Source organism: Teichococcus deserti (genome assembly GCF_001982615.1).
Classification (GTDB): domain Bacteria; phylum Pseudomonadota; class Alphaproteobacteria; order Acetobacterales; family Acetobacteraceae; genus Pseudoroseomonas; species Pseudoroseomonas deserti.
In genome coordinates this window covers 24552-40381 of record NZ_MLCO01000012.1, presented here as the reverse complement: position 1 = coordinate 40381, position 15830 = coordinate 24552, and the positions used below count along the sequence as shown (strand labels likewise).

Annotated in this window: 19 protein-coding genes; 8 read left to right on the top strand and 11 right to left on the bottom strand. The window is 63.4% G+C overall.

Annotated features, from left to right (window positions below):
* Positions 1 to 33 precede the first annotated feature (33 nt).
* The 4 genes from BKE38_RS31265 to BKE38_RS02005 all read right to left on the bottom strand — a co-directional run bounded on the left by BKE38_RS31265 (position 34) and on the right by BKE38_RS02005 (position 2752).
* On the bottom strand, positions 34 to 366 hold the full coding sequence (locus BKE38_RS31265; protein WP_131829473.1) for a hypothetical protein: 333 nt from the start codon (positions 364 to 366) through the stop codon (positions 34 to 36).
* Positions 367 to 444: 78 nt separating this feature from the next.
* Entirely contained in the window at positions 445 to 1041 is a 597-nt protein-coding gene (locus BKE38_RS02015) for a hypothetical protein (RefSeq protein WP_076955703.1), read from the bottom strand.
* Positions 1042 to 1325: 284 nt separating this feature from the next.
* Positions 1326 to 2330, bottom strand: coding sequence for a hypothetical protein (locus BKE38_RS02010; protein WP_076955702.1), 1005 nt, complete (start codon positions 2328 to 2330; stop codon positions 1326 to 1328).
* A 47-nt stretch (positions 2331 to 2377) separates the two neighbouring features.
* Complete coding sequence (locus BKE38_RS02005) at positions 2378 to 2752, bottom strand: hypothetical protein (RefSeq protein WP_076955701.1); 375 nt, start codon at positions 2750 to 2752, stop codon at positions 2378 to 2380.
* 244 nt (positions 2753 to 2996) lie between these two features.
* Here BKE38_RS02005 and BKE38_RS02000 point away from each other — a divergent pair, with 244 nt between their 5' ends.
* A complete protein-coding gene (locus BKE38_RS02000) occupies positions 2997 to 3776 on the top strand; it encodes a LexA family protein (protein WP_076955700.1) in 780 nt (259 codons plus the stop codon).
* A 156-nt stretch (positions 3777 to 3932) separates the two neighbouring features.
* On the opposite strand, the gene BKE38_RS01995 is transcribed toward BKE38_RS02000, so the two are convergent.
* Complete coding sequence (locus BKE38_RS01995) at positions 3933 to 4214, bottom strand: hypothetical protein (RefSeq protein WP_131829472.1); 282 nt, start codon at positions 4212 to 4214, stop codon at positions 3933 to 3935.
* Positions 4215 to 4228: 14 nt separating this feature from the next.
* Positions 4229 to 4924 (bottom strand): ParA family protein, encoded by a 696-nt coding sequence (locus BKE38_RS01990; protein ID WP_076955698.1) that lies wholly within the window; start codon positions 4922 to 4924, stop codon positions 4229 to 4231.
* A 403-nt stretch (positions 4925 to 5327) separates the two neighbouring features.
* Here BKE38_RS01990 and BKE38_RS01985 point away from each other — a divergent pair, with 403 nt between their 5' ends.
* The 3 genes from BKE38_RS01985 to BKE38_RS01980 all read left to right on the top strand — a co-directional run bounded on the left by BKE38_RS01985 (position 5328) and on the right by BKE38_RS01980 (position 6773).
* Positions 5328 to 5930, top strand: a complete 603-nt coding sequence (locus tag BKE38_RS01985; protein WP_076955697.1) for a hypothetical protein — start codon at positions 5328 to 5330, stop codon at positions 5928 to 5930.
* A 217-nt stretch (positions 5931 to 6147) separates the two neighbouring features.
* The gene (locus BKE38_RS31260) at positions 6148 to 6327 is read left to right on the top strand and encodes a hypothetical protein (RefSeq protein WP_131829471.1); all 180 of its coding nucleotides are present in this window, start codon (positions 6148 to 6150) and stop codon (positions 6325 to 6327) included.
* Between the two features lie 146 nt (positions 6328 to 6473).
* Positions 6474 to 6773, top strand: coding sequence for a hypothetical protein (locus tag BKE38_RS01980; RefSeq protein WP_131829470.1), 300 nt, complete (start codon positions 6474 to 6476; stop codon positions 6771 to 6773).
* A 101-nt stretch (positions 6774 to 6874) separates the two neighbouring features.
* On the opposite strand, the gene BKE38_RS01975 is transcribed toward BKE38_RS01980, so the two are convergent.
* The 5 genes from BKE38_RS01975 to BKE38_RS31250 form a co-directional block, all read right to left on the bottom strand.
* Complete coding sequence (locus BKE38_RS01975) at positions 6875 to 7135, bottom strand: hypothetical protein (protein ID WP_076955695.1); 261 nt, start codon at positions 7133 to 7135, stop codon at positions 6875 to 6877.
* Positions 7136 to 7673: 538 nt separating this feature from the next.
* On the bottom strand, positions 7674 to 8081 hold the full coding sequence (locus tag BKE38_RS01970) for a response regulator (RefSeq protein WP_076955694.1): 408 nt from the start codon (positions 8079 to 8081) through the stop codon (positions 7674 to 7676).
* Between the two features lie 136 nt (positions 8082 to 8217).
* Positions 8218 to 8598 (bottom strand): response regulator, encoded by a 381-nt coding sequence (locus tag BKE38_RS31255; RefSeq protein WP_131829469.1) that lies wholly within the window; start codon positions 8596 to 8598, stop codon positions 8218 to 8220.
* Positions 8599 to 8775: 177 nt separating this feature from the next.
* Positions 8776 to 9279 (bottom strand): response regulator, encoded by a 504-nt coding sequence (locus tag BKE38_RS01965; RefSeq protein WP_131829468.1) that lies wholly within the window; start codon positions 9277 to 9279, stop codon positions 8776 to 8778.
* Entirely contained in the window at positions 9242 to 9526 is a 285-nt protein-coding gene (locus BKE38_RS31250) for a hypothetical protein (protein WP_131829467.1), read from the bottom strand. Before BKE38_RS31250 ends, BKE38_RS01965 begins: the two co-directional genes overlap by 38 nt.
* A 351-nt stretch (positions 9527 to 9877) precedes the next feature.
* Between BKE38_RS31250 and BKE38_RS33900 the strand changes: the two genes are divergently transcribed.
* The 4 genes from BKE38_RS33900 (at position 9878) to BKE38_RS01945 (ending at position 15735) form a co-directional block, all read left to right on the top strand.
* Entirely contained in the window at positions 9878 to 10516 is a 639-nt protein-coding gene (locus tag BKE38_RS33900) for a HigA family addiction module antitoxin (protein WP_408887415.1), read from the top strand.
* The gene (locus BKE38_RS01955; RefSeq protein ID WP_076955691.1) at positions 10506 to 12008 is read left to right on the top strand and encodes an ATPase domain-containing protein; all 1503 of its coding nucleotides are present in this window, start codon (positions 10506 to 10508) and stop codon (positions 12006 to 12008) included. The genes BKE38_RS33900 and BKE38_RS01955 overlap by 11 nt, the downstream gene beginning before the upstream one ends.
* Complete coding sequence (locus BKE38_RS01950) at positions 12009 to 14105, top strand: ATP-binding protein (RefSeq protein WP_076955690.1); 2097 nt, start codon at positions 12009 to 12011, stop codon at positions 14103 to 14105. It begins immediately after the preceding gene.
* A gap of 526 nt (positions 14106 to 14631) precedes the next feature.
* The gene (locus tag BKE38_RS01945) at positions 14632 to 15735 is read left to right on the top strand and encodes an extracellular catalytic domain type 1 short-chain-length polyhydroxyalkanoate depolymerase (RefSeq protein ID WP_076955689.1); all 1104 of its coding nucleotides are present in this window, start codon (positions 14632 to 14634) and stop codon (positions 15733 to 15735) included.
* Positions 15736 to 15830: the final 95 nt, after the last annotated feature.

The following is a 15830-nucleotide window of genomic DNA, read 5'->3' as shown; positions in this document are numbered from 1 at the left end:
GGTTATTCGGCCGGAGCTAGGCTTGACGTCCAGTCAGATGCCAGGGGTAAAAAGATGAGGCTGACGGCTCCAGTACCGGCGAGGCGTCCCTTCAACGGTGACACGACCTAGCGGGCGGAATCCTATGGCTTCCAAGACGCCTTTCAGCGCACGGGTCCGCGGCGGCACGATCTGCATGTCCTCGAGAAGGCCGCAGAGATCAGGCGATGAGAGCAATTGGGCTGAAATGTAAGGCTTGCCGCTGCTGGCAATCAGCTCCTCGATGAGGACTGGCATGCAGGGCTGCGACCGGTGCGGGCTTTTTTCCTCATCAGCGGTTTGACGCAGGCCGGCAGGTGAGTTCCCAAGGGGAGGTGCGGGTTCCATCAAAGGATGGCTCCTCAATCAAAGTCGACTGTGACCAATCCAGCATCGCAGCTGACGGTGAAGTCTCAGGCCTGCTCCCTACGGGAGTTTCCAATAAGCGGCCAGAGTGTCCAGCGCTTGCCGCACCCGCCAGGCCGGCGCCGGCTCCTGAAGTACCACAGCATCCCGCACCGATGCAGCATGCTGCGGCCCGAGCCGCTTCACGACGACCTCGAGCCAGTTGCGGTAGTCCTGCCAGGCACGCTGCGCGGCCAGGTACTCGTCATGGCTGAGGTGCCGCAGCCCACCACGATGTCCGTTGCCATAGCCCCTCGGCATCTCCATCGCCGGCCGGGCATCGCGATAAGTGCTAGCAAGCACCTGCGCTGCCTCCATCTGCCGGGCCGTGAGGTCCAGCACCGTTAGCGGATTGCTGTCGAGCATGCGGCGGACGTCTTCCGCCTCGCCTGGAAGGGTCACTACGGCCGCAGGACGCGCCCGCATGGCCCTGCCCTCCGCCCCGCGGTCCCGAACCGCCTCCAGGCCCTCCTGAGCCGCTCTACGGCCCATGCCTGCGGCCTGGTCCCCCCTGCTGAGTTGCTGGGCACGCTGCAGCTGCTGCGCCTGCCGCTCGGCGCGGTCGCGCGCAATCTCCTGGCGGATCAGCAGTCCTGCCCGCTGCTCCAGCCGTTCCATGCGCCCTGGATCCGGCGGGGCGGGATCGGGTTCGACTGGCCGGCGGTGCGTGATCTCCGCCGGCGGAAAGACCGGCGTCCGTGTCAGCCGGACCAGCTGGCCTCCCGCCACACGGGCCTGGGTGGGAGTTCCTCCAGCACGCCTCTGAGCGACTTTCCTTTGCGCGGCCATCCTCCCTCCCCTCGTGAGCTATCAGGGTCAGGATCTAGCCTCTTTACGGAACAAATAAAGAACAATTTTGCTGTTGGCAGGTTAATGCCGGATTTTTTCCGGTCGCATGTTGGTCAGGCTGCCAGGTCCAGTTCCGCCGCCATGATGTCCCAGAGGTGAGGGTACAGGTGCCGCATGATGCCCTCGGCGTTGATGCGGCGCTGGTTGTCGCGGGGAACACCATCGCGGGCCATCGCCCGAAGCTCATCCATCCGGCTGCGCTCATCGGCGGTAAAGCCCTGCGCGTCCCGCTGGGCCGCCGGCGGACGCGGCGGGTTATAGACCAGGGATGCTGCCGAGGCCTGGCGGCTCTGCGCGCCCAAGCCCGCGGCCTCGTGCATGGCGGGCGTAAAGTAGCCCAGGGTCTTCACAGCGCCAGGGTCGTAGCTCGCGCGGTTGGCGACCTCCTGCACGACCGCCCGCATGCCCTCGGCCGAGACGCCGGCGGCCTGCCACCCGGCGACGATCTCCAGCTCCCTGCCCTGCATCCGCGGCCTGAAGCCCGCCAGGCCGGTCAGTTCCTTCACCAGCGCGGCCGCTTCGGTTTCCTCGCGCGCGTTACTACTACCAGTAAGTTTAGTAGTAGTAGTTAGTACCGCGCGCGAGCTTTCCCCGTTGGGTTCCGCTTCGGTTTTCCGAGGCTCCGCCAGCCCTCCCCGGATGGGCAGCATGAAGGAGCCCTGGCGGCGTTCCCGCCGCTCCTCGAGCGTCTCGCCTTTGCGCGGCCGGCCGCCCTTCAGGCCGTTGATCCGAGCGGCCTCAGCGCGGCGTGACGTGTCCCTTGCGCCAGCCAGGAAGATGGTCCGGCTGGCTTCGTCCAGCTCAATCAAGCCGAGCTCGCAGAAGGTTTGCAGTTGGGTTTCCGCTTCGGTTTCCGACATGGGTTCCGCCGTGGAAACCAAACGGGAAACCAAAGCGGGAACCGAAGCCGTACCCGAAAACTGCAGCTGACCTCGCACCGGCGCCGACAGCAGCATGTTCATCAGGTGCACCCAGAAGCCGACCTCGGCAAAGGAGAGCAGACGGAAGCGGGGATCGGACATGGCGACCTGGATCAGGTCTGTCGGGCGGCGCGGCATGGCTCTCAGCGGATCCTGGGTAGCAAGCGGGGGGGGGGAAGGTCGGTTCAGAGCGCGGCGGCAGGCCGACTGCAGGTGCGTGGGGGACGCACACGCCAGCCGGCATGCTGCAGCTGGGTTCTGAGGCTGGCGGCCAGCGACCTGCCGTTCTCGGCCAGACTTCTGACCTGCGCCTCGAGGTGACCGGCATCCATGGCGCTGATCCTGCCGGTGCCGAACACCTCTGAGGCCAGAGCCTTGGTCTGATCGATCTCCTGCGACCAGGCTGCCAGGCAGGCATGGAGGTCCCCTGCCCTGCCCTGGTGCACCGGCACCAGCAGATAACCAGCGACCCGAGCGAGTTCGGTCAGCAAGGCGAGATCGTTCGGAGGGCCGATGCTCTCCATCCGCGGCTCGGTTCGCCAGCGCTGCTGCGGCGTCATGGAAGGCAACCTCCTCCATCCGGCCGACGTGGCGCCAGGAGGACAGCCTCGTTCGAACGTATGGAGAACAAATCTCTGGCGCGGCAGGGAGGGGACATGGTTAGAGGAGCTCCAGAGGCTGCTGCGCGGGAGATAAAGGGATGCCAGCCTTGAACGCTGGAGCTGCTCCGCTCCTGCTGGACTTGCCTTCTTTGCGACGATAGGAGTAGCGCGGAATACCGGCAAGGTGATTTTTACAACTATCATGAAATACGAGCTGCTTCTTTCCCGGATCGATGAGCGCCTCCGCGCCATGGGCACGCCCACCCGCCCGCTCAGCGAGCGGAAGGCCTGCCTGATGGCGGGCGTGGGCGAGAACACCATCCGCCACATGAAGCCGCCGCGGGAGCACGCGCCCAAGCCCGAGAACCTGAAGCGGCTGGCAGACGTGCTGGGTGTCCCGCCCGCCTACTTCCTGGAAGCGGCCGTCTCTGACAGCCCTGCCCCGGCGGAGGTCAGCCTCGGGCCCGTGACGATGGAGCCGGTGCAGGTGCGCAGCCATGTGCAGGCCGGCGTCTGGCGTGAGGCCATGGAGTGGCAGTCAGAAGAATGGTTCCCGATCACCGTGCCAGCAGATCCCCGCTATCCGGGGATCCCGAAATACGGCCTTCTGGTGCGCGGTGATTCCATGGACAAGGTCTACCCGAACGGCAGCATGGTGGTGGTCATCCGTTACACCGATCTGGGGCGACTGCCGCGGCCAGGCGAACGCGTGGTGGTGCAGCGCCGGGGCGCTGCTGGCTTTGAAGCCACCCTGAAGGAGTACCAGGTCGACGAGCGTGGGCGGCATCTGCTTTGGCCGCGCAGCTCGCACCCGGCCTTTCAGGACCCGATCATTCTTCCTGCGCCGAGCGTCGCCATGGACGATGCCGAAGATGTCGATCAGACCATCGACTGCTCAGAGGAAGACTACAGCCACGCCTCTGGAGAGGCCGATCTGGCAATCACTGCACTAGTGGTTGGCAGCTACCGGCCTGAGTATTGAACTTTAAGTGGCCAGCGACGCCTAGCAGCTCGCAGTGCAGGTGGCCGCCAATATGGTGGGCGCCCCCTGCCCAGCATAGCGAACCGGACTTCCGGATAACCGAATAAATTGGTTATCCGGAAATCCGGATTTTAACATACTCCGGATAACCGGATATCAGGACTTCCGGGGAAGCTTACGATGGTCGATCAGATCGGCGTCGGTCACCGGCAGTCCCGCCTCTCGGAGGATCTCAAGCAGCAGCTTCGATGCAGAAATGCCTCGCTGCGCCGCCCTAACCTTCAGCTCGGTCTTCACGGTTTCAGGCATCAGGAATTCGGCGTTGACCACCTTGGCACGGGGTGGCGGAGCTGCCTGTCGCTTCGGCAACACCCTCTCCGCAAGAGGCTCCAGGCGGGATTTGATTTCTTCGTCCGCGATGTCGGGCAGCGCGGGCATCGGCCTCTTGCCCATCAGATTGGCATCCCCAGTAGGCCCATGACCTCGTCTGTTAACGCCGCCACATTCGAGGCTGCGCCACCTTCCGGATCATCTTCGCTGGGCGACTGCCCCGTGTAGGTCATCATCTTGAAGGCAGCACGCTCCACCAGTTCGCATCGCATGAGCGGTAGGCCCTTAGCTTCGAACTGACGGCGGCTGTGTTCGGCGACCCGCTGCCGCAGCACGGGGGTCCGGGTTAGGATCACTTTCGCTTCGATGTCTCGCCCCGTGAGGTCTGCGGCCTGGGCAACCACGGCGCTGGTTTTCATGGCCTCGACCACGTCGAACAGGCTGGGCTGCGCGGGAATGATGACTAGGCTGGCCTTGCCGCAGGCATAGAGCATCGCCTGGTTGGCGGTGCCCTCCAGGTCGATCAGGACCACCTTGGCCCGTGCCGTCGCGGCGGCCACCGCAGGCAAGAGCGTCTCGGCAGTGGCAATCTCGGCATGGACGCCTTTTGGGCGCCCCTTGCGGACAGCCTCATAAAGCGTCCGGTTGGGGTCGGCGTCGATGCACTCTACCACCCATTCATCCGGATTTCCGGAATCCCGATTATCCTGATTTCCGGATAACCGGCGCGCCATTTCAATGGCGAGGCAGAAGGTGAGGGTGGTCTTGCCGACACCGCCCTTGGTGCTCGCAAGAGCCAGAATTGGCGTGCTTTTCATGCCGCGACTATCCGGAAAACCGGGTTTCCTGACAACCGGAAATCCCGGACTTCCTTAATTCCGGTTATCCGGTTAATAAAATACCGGATATCCGGAACTATGGATATCCGGGGCGATGAACAATAAGTCTTTGTTCGTAAAGGCTTGCAGCGAGTGCTTAACACTGGCACGGATAGCAGATCGCCATGATGCCGGCGTGAAGAGGAGCCGAATCGCACTAGCATCCAGAAACGAAAAAAGCCCCCACGGCGCCAACCGGGGAGCTTTTCCGACAGTCTGCCAGGGCAGGACCGCGACTAGGTTCTAAGCGCATCCTGCCTTGATGAGCCTTCCAGCGCAAGCGCCAACTTGCGAACTCTGGTGGCTTGTCTGCGGCCTGTCGGACTAACCGACAGGACAGGAAATGAAGACCCACCAGGCCCCCATGCAGGGCCGGCGAGCGATGGTGCCTGCGCGCCGCGGCTCGATGCATGTCGCCGCCTGGCAGCGCCAGCGGCTAGGCCACACCGACAGGGTGCGGCTGATGGATGCGGCCCGCAGGCGGGAGCGCGAGACGCGCCAGCCCGGCAGCGGCCGGCACGGCGGCGAGCTGCTGCAGACGGGCCTGCGCGTGCTGCACGCGCTGCTCTATCGGGGATGGGGCAGGGCGGGGGCCTGCGATCCCGGCCTGGCGCAGCTCGCCCAGGCGACAGCGCTGGCCCGCTCCACGGTACAGGCGGCGATCGACCGGCTTGAGGCCGCAGGCATCCTGCTGCGCGTGCGGCGTGGCCTGGTTATCGGCGGCCGCTGGACGCAGGTGACCAACGTCTACCTGTTCCGAGCGCCGGCGGCTTGGCCCCGGCCAAGCGATACCGACAGCCGCTCAGCCTTAAAATCTGAGGATAAAAACCGCGAAGAGGCGGTGCTCTGGGAAGGCGCTGGCTCGGCCGAACCGCCAGACCCGACTTGGTTGGCGGCAGCGCTGCAGCGTTGGGGTCTGCAGGAGGCGCCAGCGGCGGTCGGATAGCAGGGAAGGGCAGGGGAGGGGCTCTCCAGTAGAGTCCAAGCTGTTCGCTCTGCGCACGAGAAGGACGTCACAATGCTCGTCTTGTTCTCTTTCGTTCGCCTTTCAGGGTGCAGCGCAGCGCCCCTGCGCGCATGCTCTGGAGACGCCTGTAGCCCGCAAGCCCACCCGCTCGGCCTCCGAGCCGCGGCCCAAACCGATTAAAACCCAGGTTGCCCTCATGCGCCTGCACGACCTAGCCACCAAGCCAGCCGCCCCGGATCGCATGCGCTGCGAGGCCGAGGACATGGTCAAAGTCTGGCTGGCTGGCGCCGGTGATGATCGCCGCATCGAACTGCACAAGAAGCAGAGCGAGATGCAGGAGGAGCTGCAGGCCGGCATCGAGGCCCGGCCGAGATGATGGAGGAGGTTGACGGCGACGACGTTGCAGCGAACCGGCATGGCGATGCGTTGGCGGCACTGAAGGCAGCCCGCGAGGCGCTGGTCGCCGCCGGCCGGGGCCTCTGATCATGGCATTGCGCCTGGTGCCGCATCTGGGCACGGTGAATGGGGATTTCCGAGCCTCGGAAAAAGAAGACAGATGGAACCGGAAGAGCTGTGGCCTTGTTGAACAAGCAGCATCAGCAAGGAAAAACGGACGTGTCTATGCTTGCCTTCAAGATCGGGAAGGGAAACACGGTCTATCTGAATGTAGACAAGATAGTTTTAGTGAAGCCCCATCACGAAGATCTCTCGAAGGCAGTGGTTTGCCTCGGTGTCAAACAGAAGAACAGTTTCATCGTGGAAGGCTCAGCAGAGATGGTCACGAAGATGATCGATGCCGCGCAGAGGGCCCGCAAGGACTAGGGGCCCGGCAAACTATCACGCCAGGTTCTGGCTCTCGTAAACCGTCCGCTGTGGCATTGGGCAGTCATGCTTCCCGACCCACGACAAATAGGGGTTTGCGTTCAGCTCTGGAGCTTCGGACGCCCCGCGATCGCGTTCAGCGCGACGTCGCACTGGTAGCGGCCGCCCAAGGCGTGCATCAGCCGATTGGCGCATGCCCTGAAGGCGTCCAGCGCAGCCTGATCATTTGGCGCCGCCATCAGCTTTTGCGCGGCAGCGTCGAAGTCGAGCGAGGCGCTGCGCACCAGATCCCGCCAAAGCTGCGCTTCATGGTGGGCGTTTTGCCGAATGTTGGACTGGCTGACCAAGGAAAGGCGCGGCATGCAGCGTTCCTGTCACCGGTTACGCCCCGCCAAAGCTTTAGGGGTGATGCTGCAACGCAACATGAAACGGCCGGGTTTCAGAACAATGTTGCCGCAGGCCCACCCGCGGTTGCCGATGATGAGGGATTGCGGCAGGTGCCGCAGCGCCTGGCATGAGCACGATAAGCGGGGCCTATCGAGTTAAGGTGACGGAAATACCAGCCAGTCGCCGAACACGGAACAGTACGTCCTCAATACCGACGTCAGGATCAGAGCACGGAGACGAGGTCGCTTCGAAGATCTGGCCATCGGCCTTCAATGTCAGCACCGCTCTACGGGTCCATAGGCCTTCACCTGCGGCCCTGGCAGCGAACAGTCGGATAGTGTGGTCGGATCGAATGATCAATTGCGGCATTGAGGCCTGCTTAACCTATGCAGATAGCGGCGTCACTGCTTGGAAATGGCCCCGTCCAGGCATCTGTCAATGTCACTTCGTGGCAACGCCCAGCCTGTCGATGCTCAGCCTGATAATAAAAGGTTATCGTGCTTTGATTGGGCTTCAACGGGGACGTGGCAGCCTGCGCCGGGCTTCCTGCACCAAGCCGCGCACCATCTCCTGCAAGGCAACCTCCGAGAACGGCCAAAGCATCTCTGCCCGACCTTCATGCAGCGGCGATCCCGCCGGCACCGGCTCGCCATTCAGCATCAGCGAAGGCATGCGCCGGGTGTCCAGCTCCTCAGCCAGCAAAATGGCTTCGCTGTCACTGATCTGGTCGGCATCGAAGATCACGGCATCGACCGGCTCGCGCAGCAGGAGTTGCAGAGCCGCCGCAAACGTTGGCACCAGAGCGACAATCTCTGCACCAGCACTCCTGAGGCATTCACAGATCACCTCGCCAGTCTCGCGTTGCTCCTCGACGATCAAGACGCGGCCGTCGATGAATGAGCTTCGCGACTTGCCGGTCATGTCTCCTGCTTCCCAACGTCAAACCGCAGAGAAGGCCATAAGCCTAATGGTCGCATTCACCCAGGTTGGGTTCACTGAAATGGGAAGTGTGTTTCCTGACGGAGCTCGCACGACAGTGCCGGCATTCGGACCAGGTCTAAGCGGAGCTGTCCTGAGGAAGGAACAGTGCACCCGCTGCCTGAAGCAGAGCTTCGTCCTCAGCAGGAATGACCAGCTGGGGACGCCCGGAGCGGATAGGATGCCCGGCAGGCAACGGGACATACGAAAGCAGCAGCGACGGCGAGCGCCAAACGGCCAATTGTGCTGCCAGTGCCTCGCCGCCAGGAAGCGAGGCGCTAAACAGCGTCGCTTCGACATCTTTCCTAGCGAGCATCATCTGAGCCTGCTCCACCTTCGGAACCGGGCCCAACACAATGGCTCCGCCTCGTCGCAGCTTTTGGCAGAGATCCATGGCCACGAGATAACTGGGCTCGACGAGCAGGATGCGTCTGCTTTGGACAGGCAAGCTGTTACGCATATCACCCCCCCCTTCGCTGTGGGAGATCAAGCCACAGCCGGATGTTACCCAGCGCCTAGATTGTGAGAGCGGAATGATTTTCCGCAAGGGGGGCTTGCGATGTGCAGAGCTCCCGACATGAGAAGTCGGCGTTATCGTGTAAAGCTGGGCGCCCGCAGCCGCCCAGGCAAGCTGCGATCACGCCGGCAGCAAATTGGCGACAACCCGTTGGAAGCGGTCATGCGTCAATGGATGAAGCATTTGCGGGCGTCCCTGGCACAAGGGATCGCTGCTGGACAGCAGCCTGTCGTTCACCATCACGGACGGCACCCGCAGGCGGCGAAGGCATTCGGCGAGCAACGTGACCCGCTGATCGCGGAGCCAGGCATTGAAGACCACCAGGTCCACTTGGCCGGGCAGCAAGAGGTCAAGCGCCGCGTCCTCGCTCGAGGCAGGGCCAATGATGATCGCACCGACTTCATGAAGAGAGAAACAAAGCTCCATCGCCGAATAGTAGTCCGACTCAGCCACGAGAATTCTGCGGCCGCTCAACATAATGCCGGCATCCAGGATAAGGGGGTCTTTTGCCTCCGCATCAACGCAGCGGCGGATTTCTACAATGCATGATTTCGACAATGGCGAAACAACATGGGTTGGTACGCCTTCAGAAAATAAATTTGAGCACGACATGGTGATAGACATTTATTGTGTGCAGGTAGGCTCCAGGGGGCGCGCGGCTGCGCTGTTCTAGGCCCAGCCGCTTCCGAACAGCTTTCCCAAAAGGGCGCCGATCCACTGGATGCAGCACCTGCAGACGACCTTTGCACAGCGGATCGCCAGCAGGCAGATGCCAGTCATTGACCATCAGGGAAGGGATATCGCGGCGGCGCAAGCATTCGCCCGGCATGTCCGCACGTCGATCGCGCAAGACGGCGTTGAAGATGACCAAGTTGATCCACCACGCTGCAGATTGTTGAGCGCGTCAACTTTGGTGGGCACTAGCCCGACTACCGTGGCGCCAGCTTCCTCCAGGAAGTCGCCTATCTCCATAGCAGCGATGTAGTCGGCTTCTACCACGAGGATGCAGATCCCTCTGAAGGTATCCTGATTGGTAGGCACGAGCTTATCTCGCCCTCGCCAAAAAAGCATGGCGATGAGGCGGCAGCGACCACGCAGAAAACTGCCGGAGGCTCCACAACCTGGGTTTAACCAGAGATAAGCGTGTGGAGATCACAAGCAATGATGATGGGGAAGCATCCGGATCAGGACCAGGCCAGGGATGATGCCCCGCAACTGACCGATGAAGGTGCCAAGAAGAGCCCTGCTGACGACGACAGTCGGCAGACTGCATGGAGCGGCATCAGGGATGAAATTCCTCTCGCTATCCAGCCGGACACGACGCATTGCCAAGCTGGGTGTCAACGAATGCGGCAACTGGCAGGAGCCCGCCCGGTTTGGCCAAGAGTGGAAGGTTTGCTTTCAGAGGCAGGCTGGGCGAAGCAGATATGACCCGTCAACAAGGCCCAACGGTAACGCTCTGGTCATTGCACTCCGTCAAGCGGCGCTTTACACTTGCGGTTCCATGGCACGCCACTCCTCTGCCCCGGATGTGCCAACCTGTCCGGACCACCCGGGCGTGCTACTGCGCGAGCAGATCCTGCCCTTTCTTGGGCTTAGTGTAAGCCAAGTCGCATCCGAGCTCGTGACGAGCCGGCAAAACCTGCATCGTATCCTCGCCGGGCACAGCGCCATCAGCCCGGCGATGGCGGTGCGGCTGGAGCGGTTCTGTGGTGTCCCTGCCGCCTTCTGGCTCGACCGCCAGCAGGCCTATGATCTGGCGAAAGCCCAGCAGGCGCTCTCGGACTCGCTGTCCAGGATTGCCCATTATTCCCTCCCTGACGCAGTCCTGATCCAGATAGGAACAACCCATGGCCGATGACTGCCTGACCGTGGAGAAGGCGCGCACCGGCGTCACCGGCCTCGACAATATCTTGGCCGGAGGGCTGACGCTGGGCCACCTGTTCCTGCTGGAAGGAAGCCCCGGTACCGGCAAGACCACCATCGCCCTGAGCTTCCTGCTGGAGGGTGCACGGTCGGGCGAGCGATGCCTCTACATCACCTTATCCGAAACCGAACGTGAACTGCGGGAAGGCGCCCGATCGCATGGCTGGACCTTGCCGGACAACATCGAGGTCTTCGAGCTGGTGCCGCCCGAGAGCCTGCTGGACGCGGCGCAACAGCAGAGCTTGCTGTACTCCTCCGACCTGGAACTCGGCGAGGCGACCAGGCAGATCTTCGAGACCTTCGAGCGCGTTCGGCCAAGCCGCGTCATCCTAGACAGTCTGTCTGAGATCCGGCTTCTGGCGCAGAGCTCACTACGCTACCGACGGCAGATCCTCGCGCTGAAGCACTACTTCGCCCGCTTCGGTGCCACCGTGCTGCTGCTTGACGACCTGACGACGGACACGCTGGACAAGACGGTCCACAGTGTCGTGCACGGCGTCATCCGTCTTGAGGAGCTGGCCCCGGAATACGGTGCCGAGCGGCGCAGGCTGCGCGTGTCGAAGTACCGCGGTCAATCCTTCCGGGGTGGCTTCCACGACTTCGCAATTAAGCATGGCGGGGTACAGGTGTTCCCGCGGCTCGTCGCGTCCGAGCATCGCACCGGCTTCGAGCGCCGCGCCATTACCAGCGACATCGTCGAGTTGGACGCGCTGCTCGGCGGCGGAATCGAGCAGGGGTCCAGCGCCCTGGTGCTAGGCCCTGCGGGCACGGGCAAGAGCACCTTTGCGCTGCAATTCGTGGCAGCCGCGGTCCGGCGCGGCGAGAAGGCCGCAATCTTCGTGTTCGACGAGGAGCTGGGCCTGTTGTTCAACCGCACCCGCGCCATGGGCTTTGACCTTGAGGAGATGTGTAACGGCGGGATGCTGCACGTTGAGCAGGTGGATGCGGCCGAATTGTCTCCCGGCGAGTTCGCCCATCGGGTGCGGGAGCGGGTGAATTTCGCCCAGGCCAAGACAGTCGTGATCGACAGCCTCAACGGCTACCAGGCCGCGATGCCGGATGAGAACGCGCTGGTCCTGCATATCCATGAGCTGCTGCAGTACCTGAACCGCCAGGGTGCGACCACCTTCCTGACCGTTGCGCAGCATGGGCTGGTTGGCGACATGCAGTCGCCGGTTGACATCACCTATCTGGCGGACACGGTGATACTGCTCCGCTACTTCGAGGCGCTGGGAAAGGTCCGGCGCGCCGTGTCCGTTATCAAGAAGCGCACCGGCACGCATGAAGACACCATCCGAGAATACCGCATCGGGCAGCGTGGGCTCAGCCTGGGTACGGCGCTGACCCAATTCCAGGGCGTGCTCCGCGGCGTGCCAACCTTTGTTGGCGATGCGGTACCTCTGCTCACCACGCCCGCCGCTCCGTAGATGCGCCTCCCCACGCATCAGTTGCCGCAGGCGTTGATCCACACGCCGTACGGCCGCGATGCCTCCATCGCAGAAGCCTTGCTGCGAGAGGCGGGCGCCACCAGCCGTGTCTGCCCCGACCTGGCGAGCCTTGAGTTGGCGCTGGGTGAGGATGCCTGCTTTGTCCTGGTGACCGAGGAAGCGCTGCGAGGCACTGACCTCGGCGGCATCGCGGCAAAGGTTGCGGCGCAGCCCACATGGTCCGACCTGCCCTTCATTGTCCTGACCCGAGGTGGCGGCGGCCCGGAACGGAACCCAGCCGCGGCGCACTTGTCCGAGGCGTTGGGCAACGTCACCTTCCTGGAGCGCCCCTTTCATCCGGCAACCCTCGTCAGCATCGCCCACTCGGCCCTGAAAGGCCGCAATCGCCAATTTGAAGCGCGCGCCCGGATCGAGGAGCTGCGCGAGAGCGAGGAACGCCTGCAGACGGCCCTCCTGGCCGGACGCCTCGGCTCCTGGGAGTTCGATATCGAGGCCGGTGTGCTGACCAGCTCGGCCACCTGTAAGGCCGTTTTCGGCCGCGGGCCGAACGTGCCGTTCACCTACAGCGATCTGCTGGCCAGCATCCACCCGCTGGACCGGGACAGGATGCAGGCCGCCGTGCGCGCCAGCATCACCGACGGCATCGATTATGCCATCGAGTACCGAACGCTTTGGCCGGATGGCAGCACCCACTGGGCTGAGATCCGCGCACGCGTTGTCCGCGACCGCTACGGCGCCAGGCCGCGCCTCGTTGGCGTGTCATCGGACATCACGGACCGCAAGACGGCCGAGGATCGGCTCCACCAGCTCAACGAAACGCTGGAGGAGCGCGTGGCCCTGCGTACCACGGAGCTGAGACGGGCGCACGACGCGGCTCTGGTTGAGGCAGCGGAGCGCGAGCGGATGGAGGATCTGCTCCGCCAGTCACAGAAGATGGAGGCGGTCGGGCAGCTTACGGGCGGTCTGGCGCACGACTTCAACAACCTGCTGGCAGGAATTACTGGTAGCCTGGAGTTGCTGCAGGCCCGCGTGCGGCAGGGCCGGACCGCCGAGCTGGAGCGGTTCATCGGCATGGCCCAGGAGGCCGCCACTCGGGCGGCGGCGCTGACCCACCGGCTGCTGGCCTTCTCACGCAGGCAGACCCTGGACCCCCGACCGACCGACGTAGGACGTCTGGCCGCTGGACTGAGCGACCTGATCTCCCGCACGGTCGGGCCCTCCATCACGGTCGAGATGACGAGTGCATCGAACCTGTGGCCGACATTGGTGGACCCGAATCAGCTTGAGAATGCGCTGCTGAACCTCTGCATCAATGCGCGTGATGCCATGCCGGATGGCGGACGCATTCGGATAGAGGTGGAGAACGTCATCTTGAACCCTCTGCAGGCCGAGCCGCGTGGTTTGTCGCCGGGCGGATATGTATCCCTTGGCGTGACCGATACGGGTACGGGAATGTCGCCGGACATCGTAGAACGCGCCTTCGATCCCTTCTTCACGACCAAGCCCATCGGCCAGGGAACCGGGCTGGGGCTCTCAATGATCTATGGCTTCGCGCGGCAGTCCGGTGGTCAGGTCAGGATCCACTCGGAGGTTGGACGCGGTACGACGATCCGGCTCTACCTTCCGCGCCACCTTACCAGCGCCGCCGCTCCAGAGGAGGCTTCGCTCAGCCCAGGCCTGCCACCCCAAGCGGAGCCAGGTGAAACCGTTCTCGTGGTCGACGACGAGCCGAGCGTCCGTATGCTGGTCGTCGAGGTGCTGGGCGATCTCGGCTACGCCGCTCTTGAAGCCGAGGACGGCCGGTCTGGCCTGGAGATCCTCCGCTCGGCGGCACGCGTGGACCTTCTGGTCAGCGATGTTGGTCTCCCCGGCGGCATGAACGGCAGGCAACTCGCCGATGCCGGGCGTGCCCTGAGGCCTGGCCTGAAGGTGCTGTTCATCACCGGTTACGCGGAGAGCGCCGTTATGGGAGCTTATCCCACTTCTGGCATGTCCGTCCTGACCAAGCCTTTCGCGCTGGAAGGCCTAGCCGCCAAAATCAAGGCGTTGATCGCGGGCGACCCGTCACCAAGCTAACAGGACGTGTTGCAGGAACGGGCCAGAGCGACTGGCGCTTCGATTGCGGGGGCCGTTATTACAAGCATTGTTCCAGGGCAACCGGGTCGTGGACCCTGCTTGTGGCCTGATCGAGCAGCCGGCCACAGCCGATGACCGCGCCGAGCTTGGGGGAGATTTTGGGAGTGCCGTCCTCGACAGGCCCCGGGCTATGCAACCAAGAACGCTGTCCCGATAGGAATTCGGTAAATCAGTTCCGGTTTCGTGCGGATTAAAATCAGAGGGCTTCAAAGGTAAGCCTTCTGCCGGGATGAGCCTGGAGCCAATGTAGTCCTCACAATATGAAACCCTCGCTGGTAGCTAGGTGGTCAAATCTTCGAAGGGCATCACGCGACAGTCACTGTTAGCAGCACACCGCCAATACCATGTTGCTATGCAGCATGACGCGAGGGCCATCCTGCCTGGCCTTCGGGCCCGCATTGCTGAAGGGTCTGCCATGACTCCCAGGATAAAGCTTTCAGCGCTTGTCGAATTCCAGCGCCGAAAGATGCGGATCAGCCGTCAGCCCAATATGCAGGGCGCTTGGACCCAGACCGGCAGCCGGCTTGTCGACAATGTGGAATTCGGCTCCAACCCGGGTGGGCTGCGCATGCTGTCCTACGTGCCACAAGGGCTGCCTCCTGGAGCACCGCTGGTGGTGGCGCTGCATGGTTGTACTCAGACGGCCACAGACTACGACCGTGGCTGCGGCTGGTCGGACATGGCGGAGCGCTCGGGATTTGCCCTGCTGATGCCAGAGCAGCGCCGCGCCAACAACGCTCATCTCTGCTTCAACTGGTTTGAGCCTGGTGACACTGGTCGCGACCGTGGTGAGGCACTCTCGATCCGGCAGATGATCAACCAGATGCTGGAGGTGCATGCGCTGGACCCGCGGCAAGTCTACATCAGCGGCCTTTCAGCCGGAGGGGCGATGACCTCAGTCATGCTGGCTTGCTATCCGGAGGTCTTCGCTGCCGGCGCGGTCATTGCGGGCCTGCCCCATGGCGCCGCCAGCAACGTGCAGGAGGCGCTGGGCGCGATGGCGCGGCCGCTCGACCTGCCCGCCACCATCCGCGCCAGGGCATTGCGGTCGGCGAGTTCCTATTGCGGTGTTTGGCCACGGGTCGCTGTCTGGCATGGCGAGGCTGATACAACGGTGCATCCCGGCAATGCTGAGGAAGTCGCCAAGCAATGGCTTGGCGTGCATAACCTGGCCGGGGTCTCTCCTCAGCACGGCATTGGCGATGGTGGGGAGAAGCTGCAACGCTGGTTTGGTGAAGGTGGCGCCGTGCAGGTAGCAGTGCACCGGGTAGTAGGGCTCGGCCACGGAATGCCGATCGCGGCGGGGAGGAAGGCAGGGCAGTGCGGCGAAGCCGGTCCTTATGTGCTGGAAGCCGGCTGCTCCGCCACCCATGGTATCCTGGCCTTCTGGGGCCTGCCGACAGGAGGCGACGCGATGCCGAAGGCGGAAATCCTGCCTCCGGGCAGACCGGAGCAAGCAGATCCACGAGCGCCGTTGAGCGCATTGGCCCAAGCCTGGCACGCGGCAGAGAACGGTCCTGCTGAGGTAATCTCAAGGGCATTGCGGGCGGCGGGGTTGCTTCGACGCTGACCGTTGCCCCAACCATTGTCCTTCGCAGAAGATCGTGCGGCGGATGAACCAAACCCGGCTGGCGGCGTTTAGGTGTGGCGAACTGGGCCCGGTGG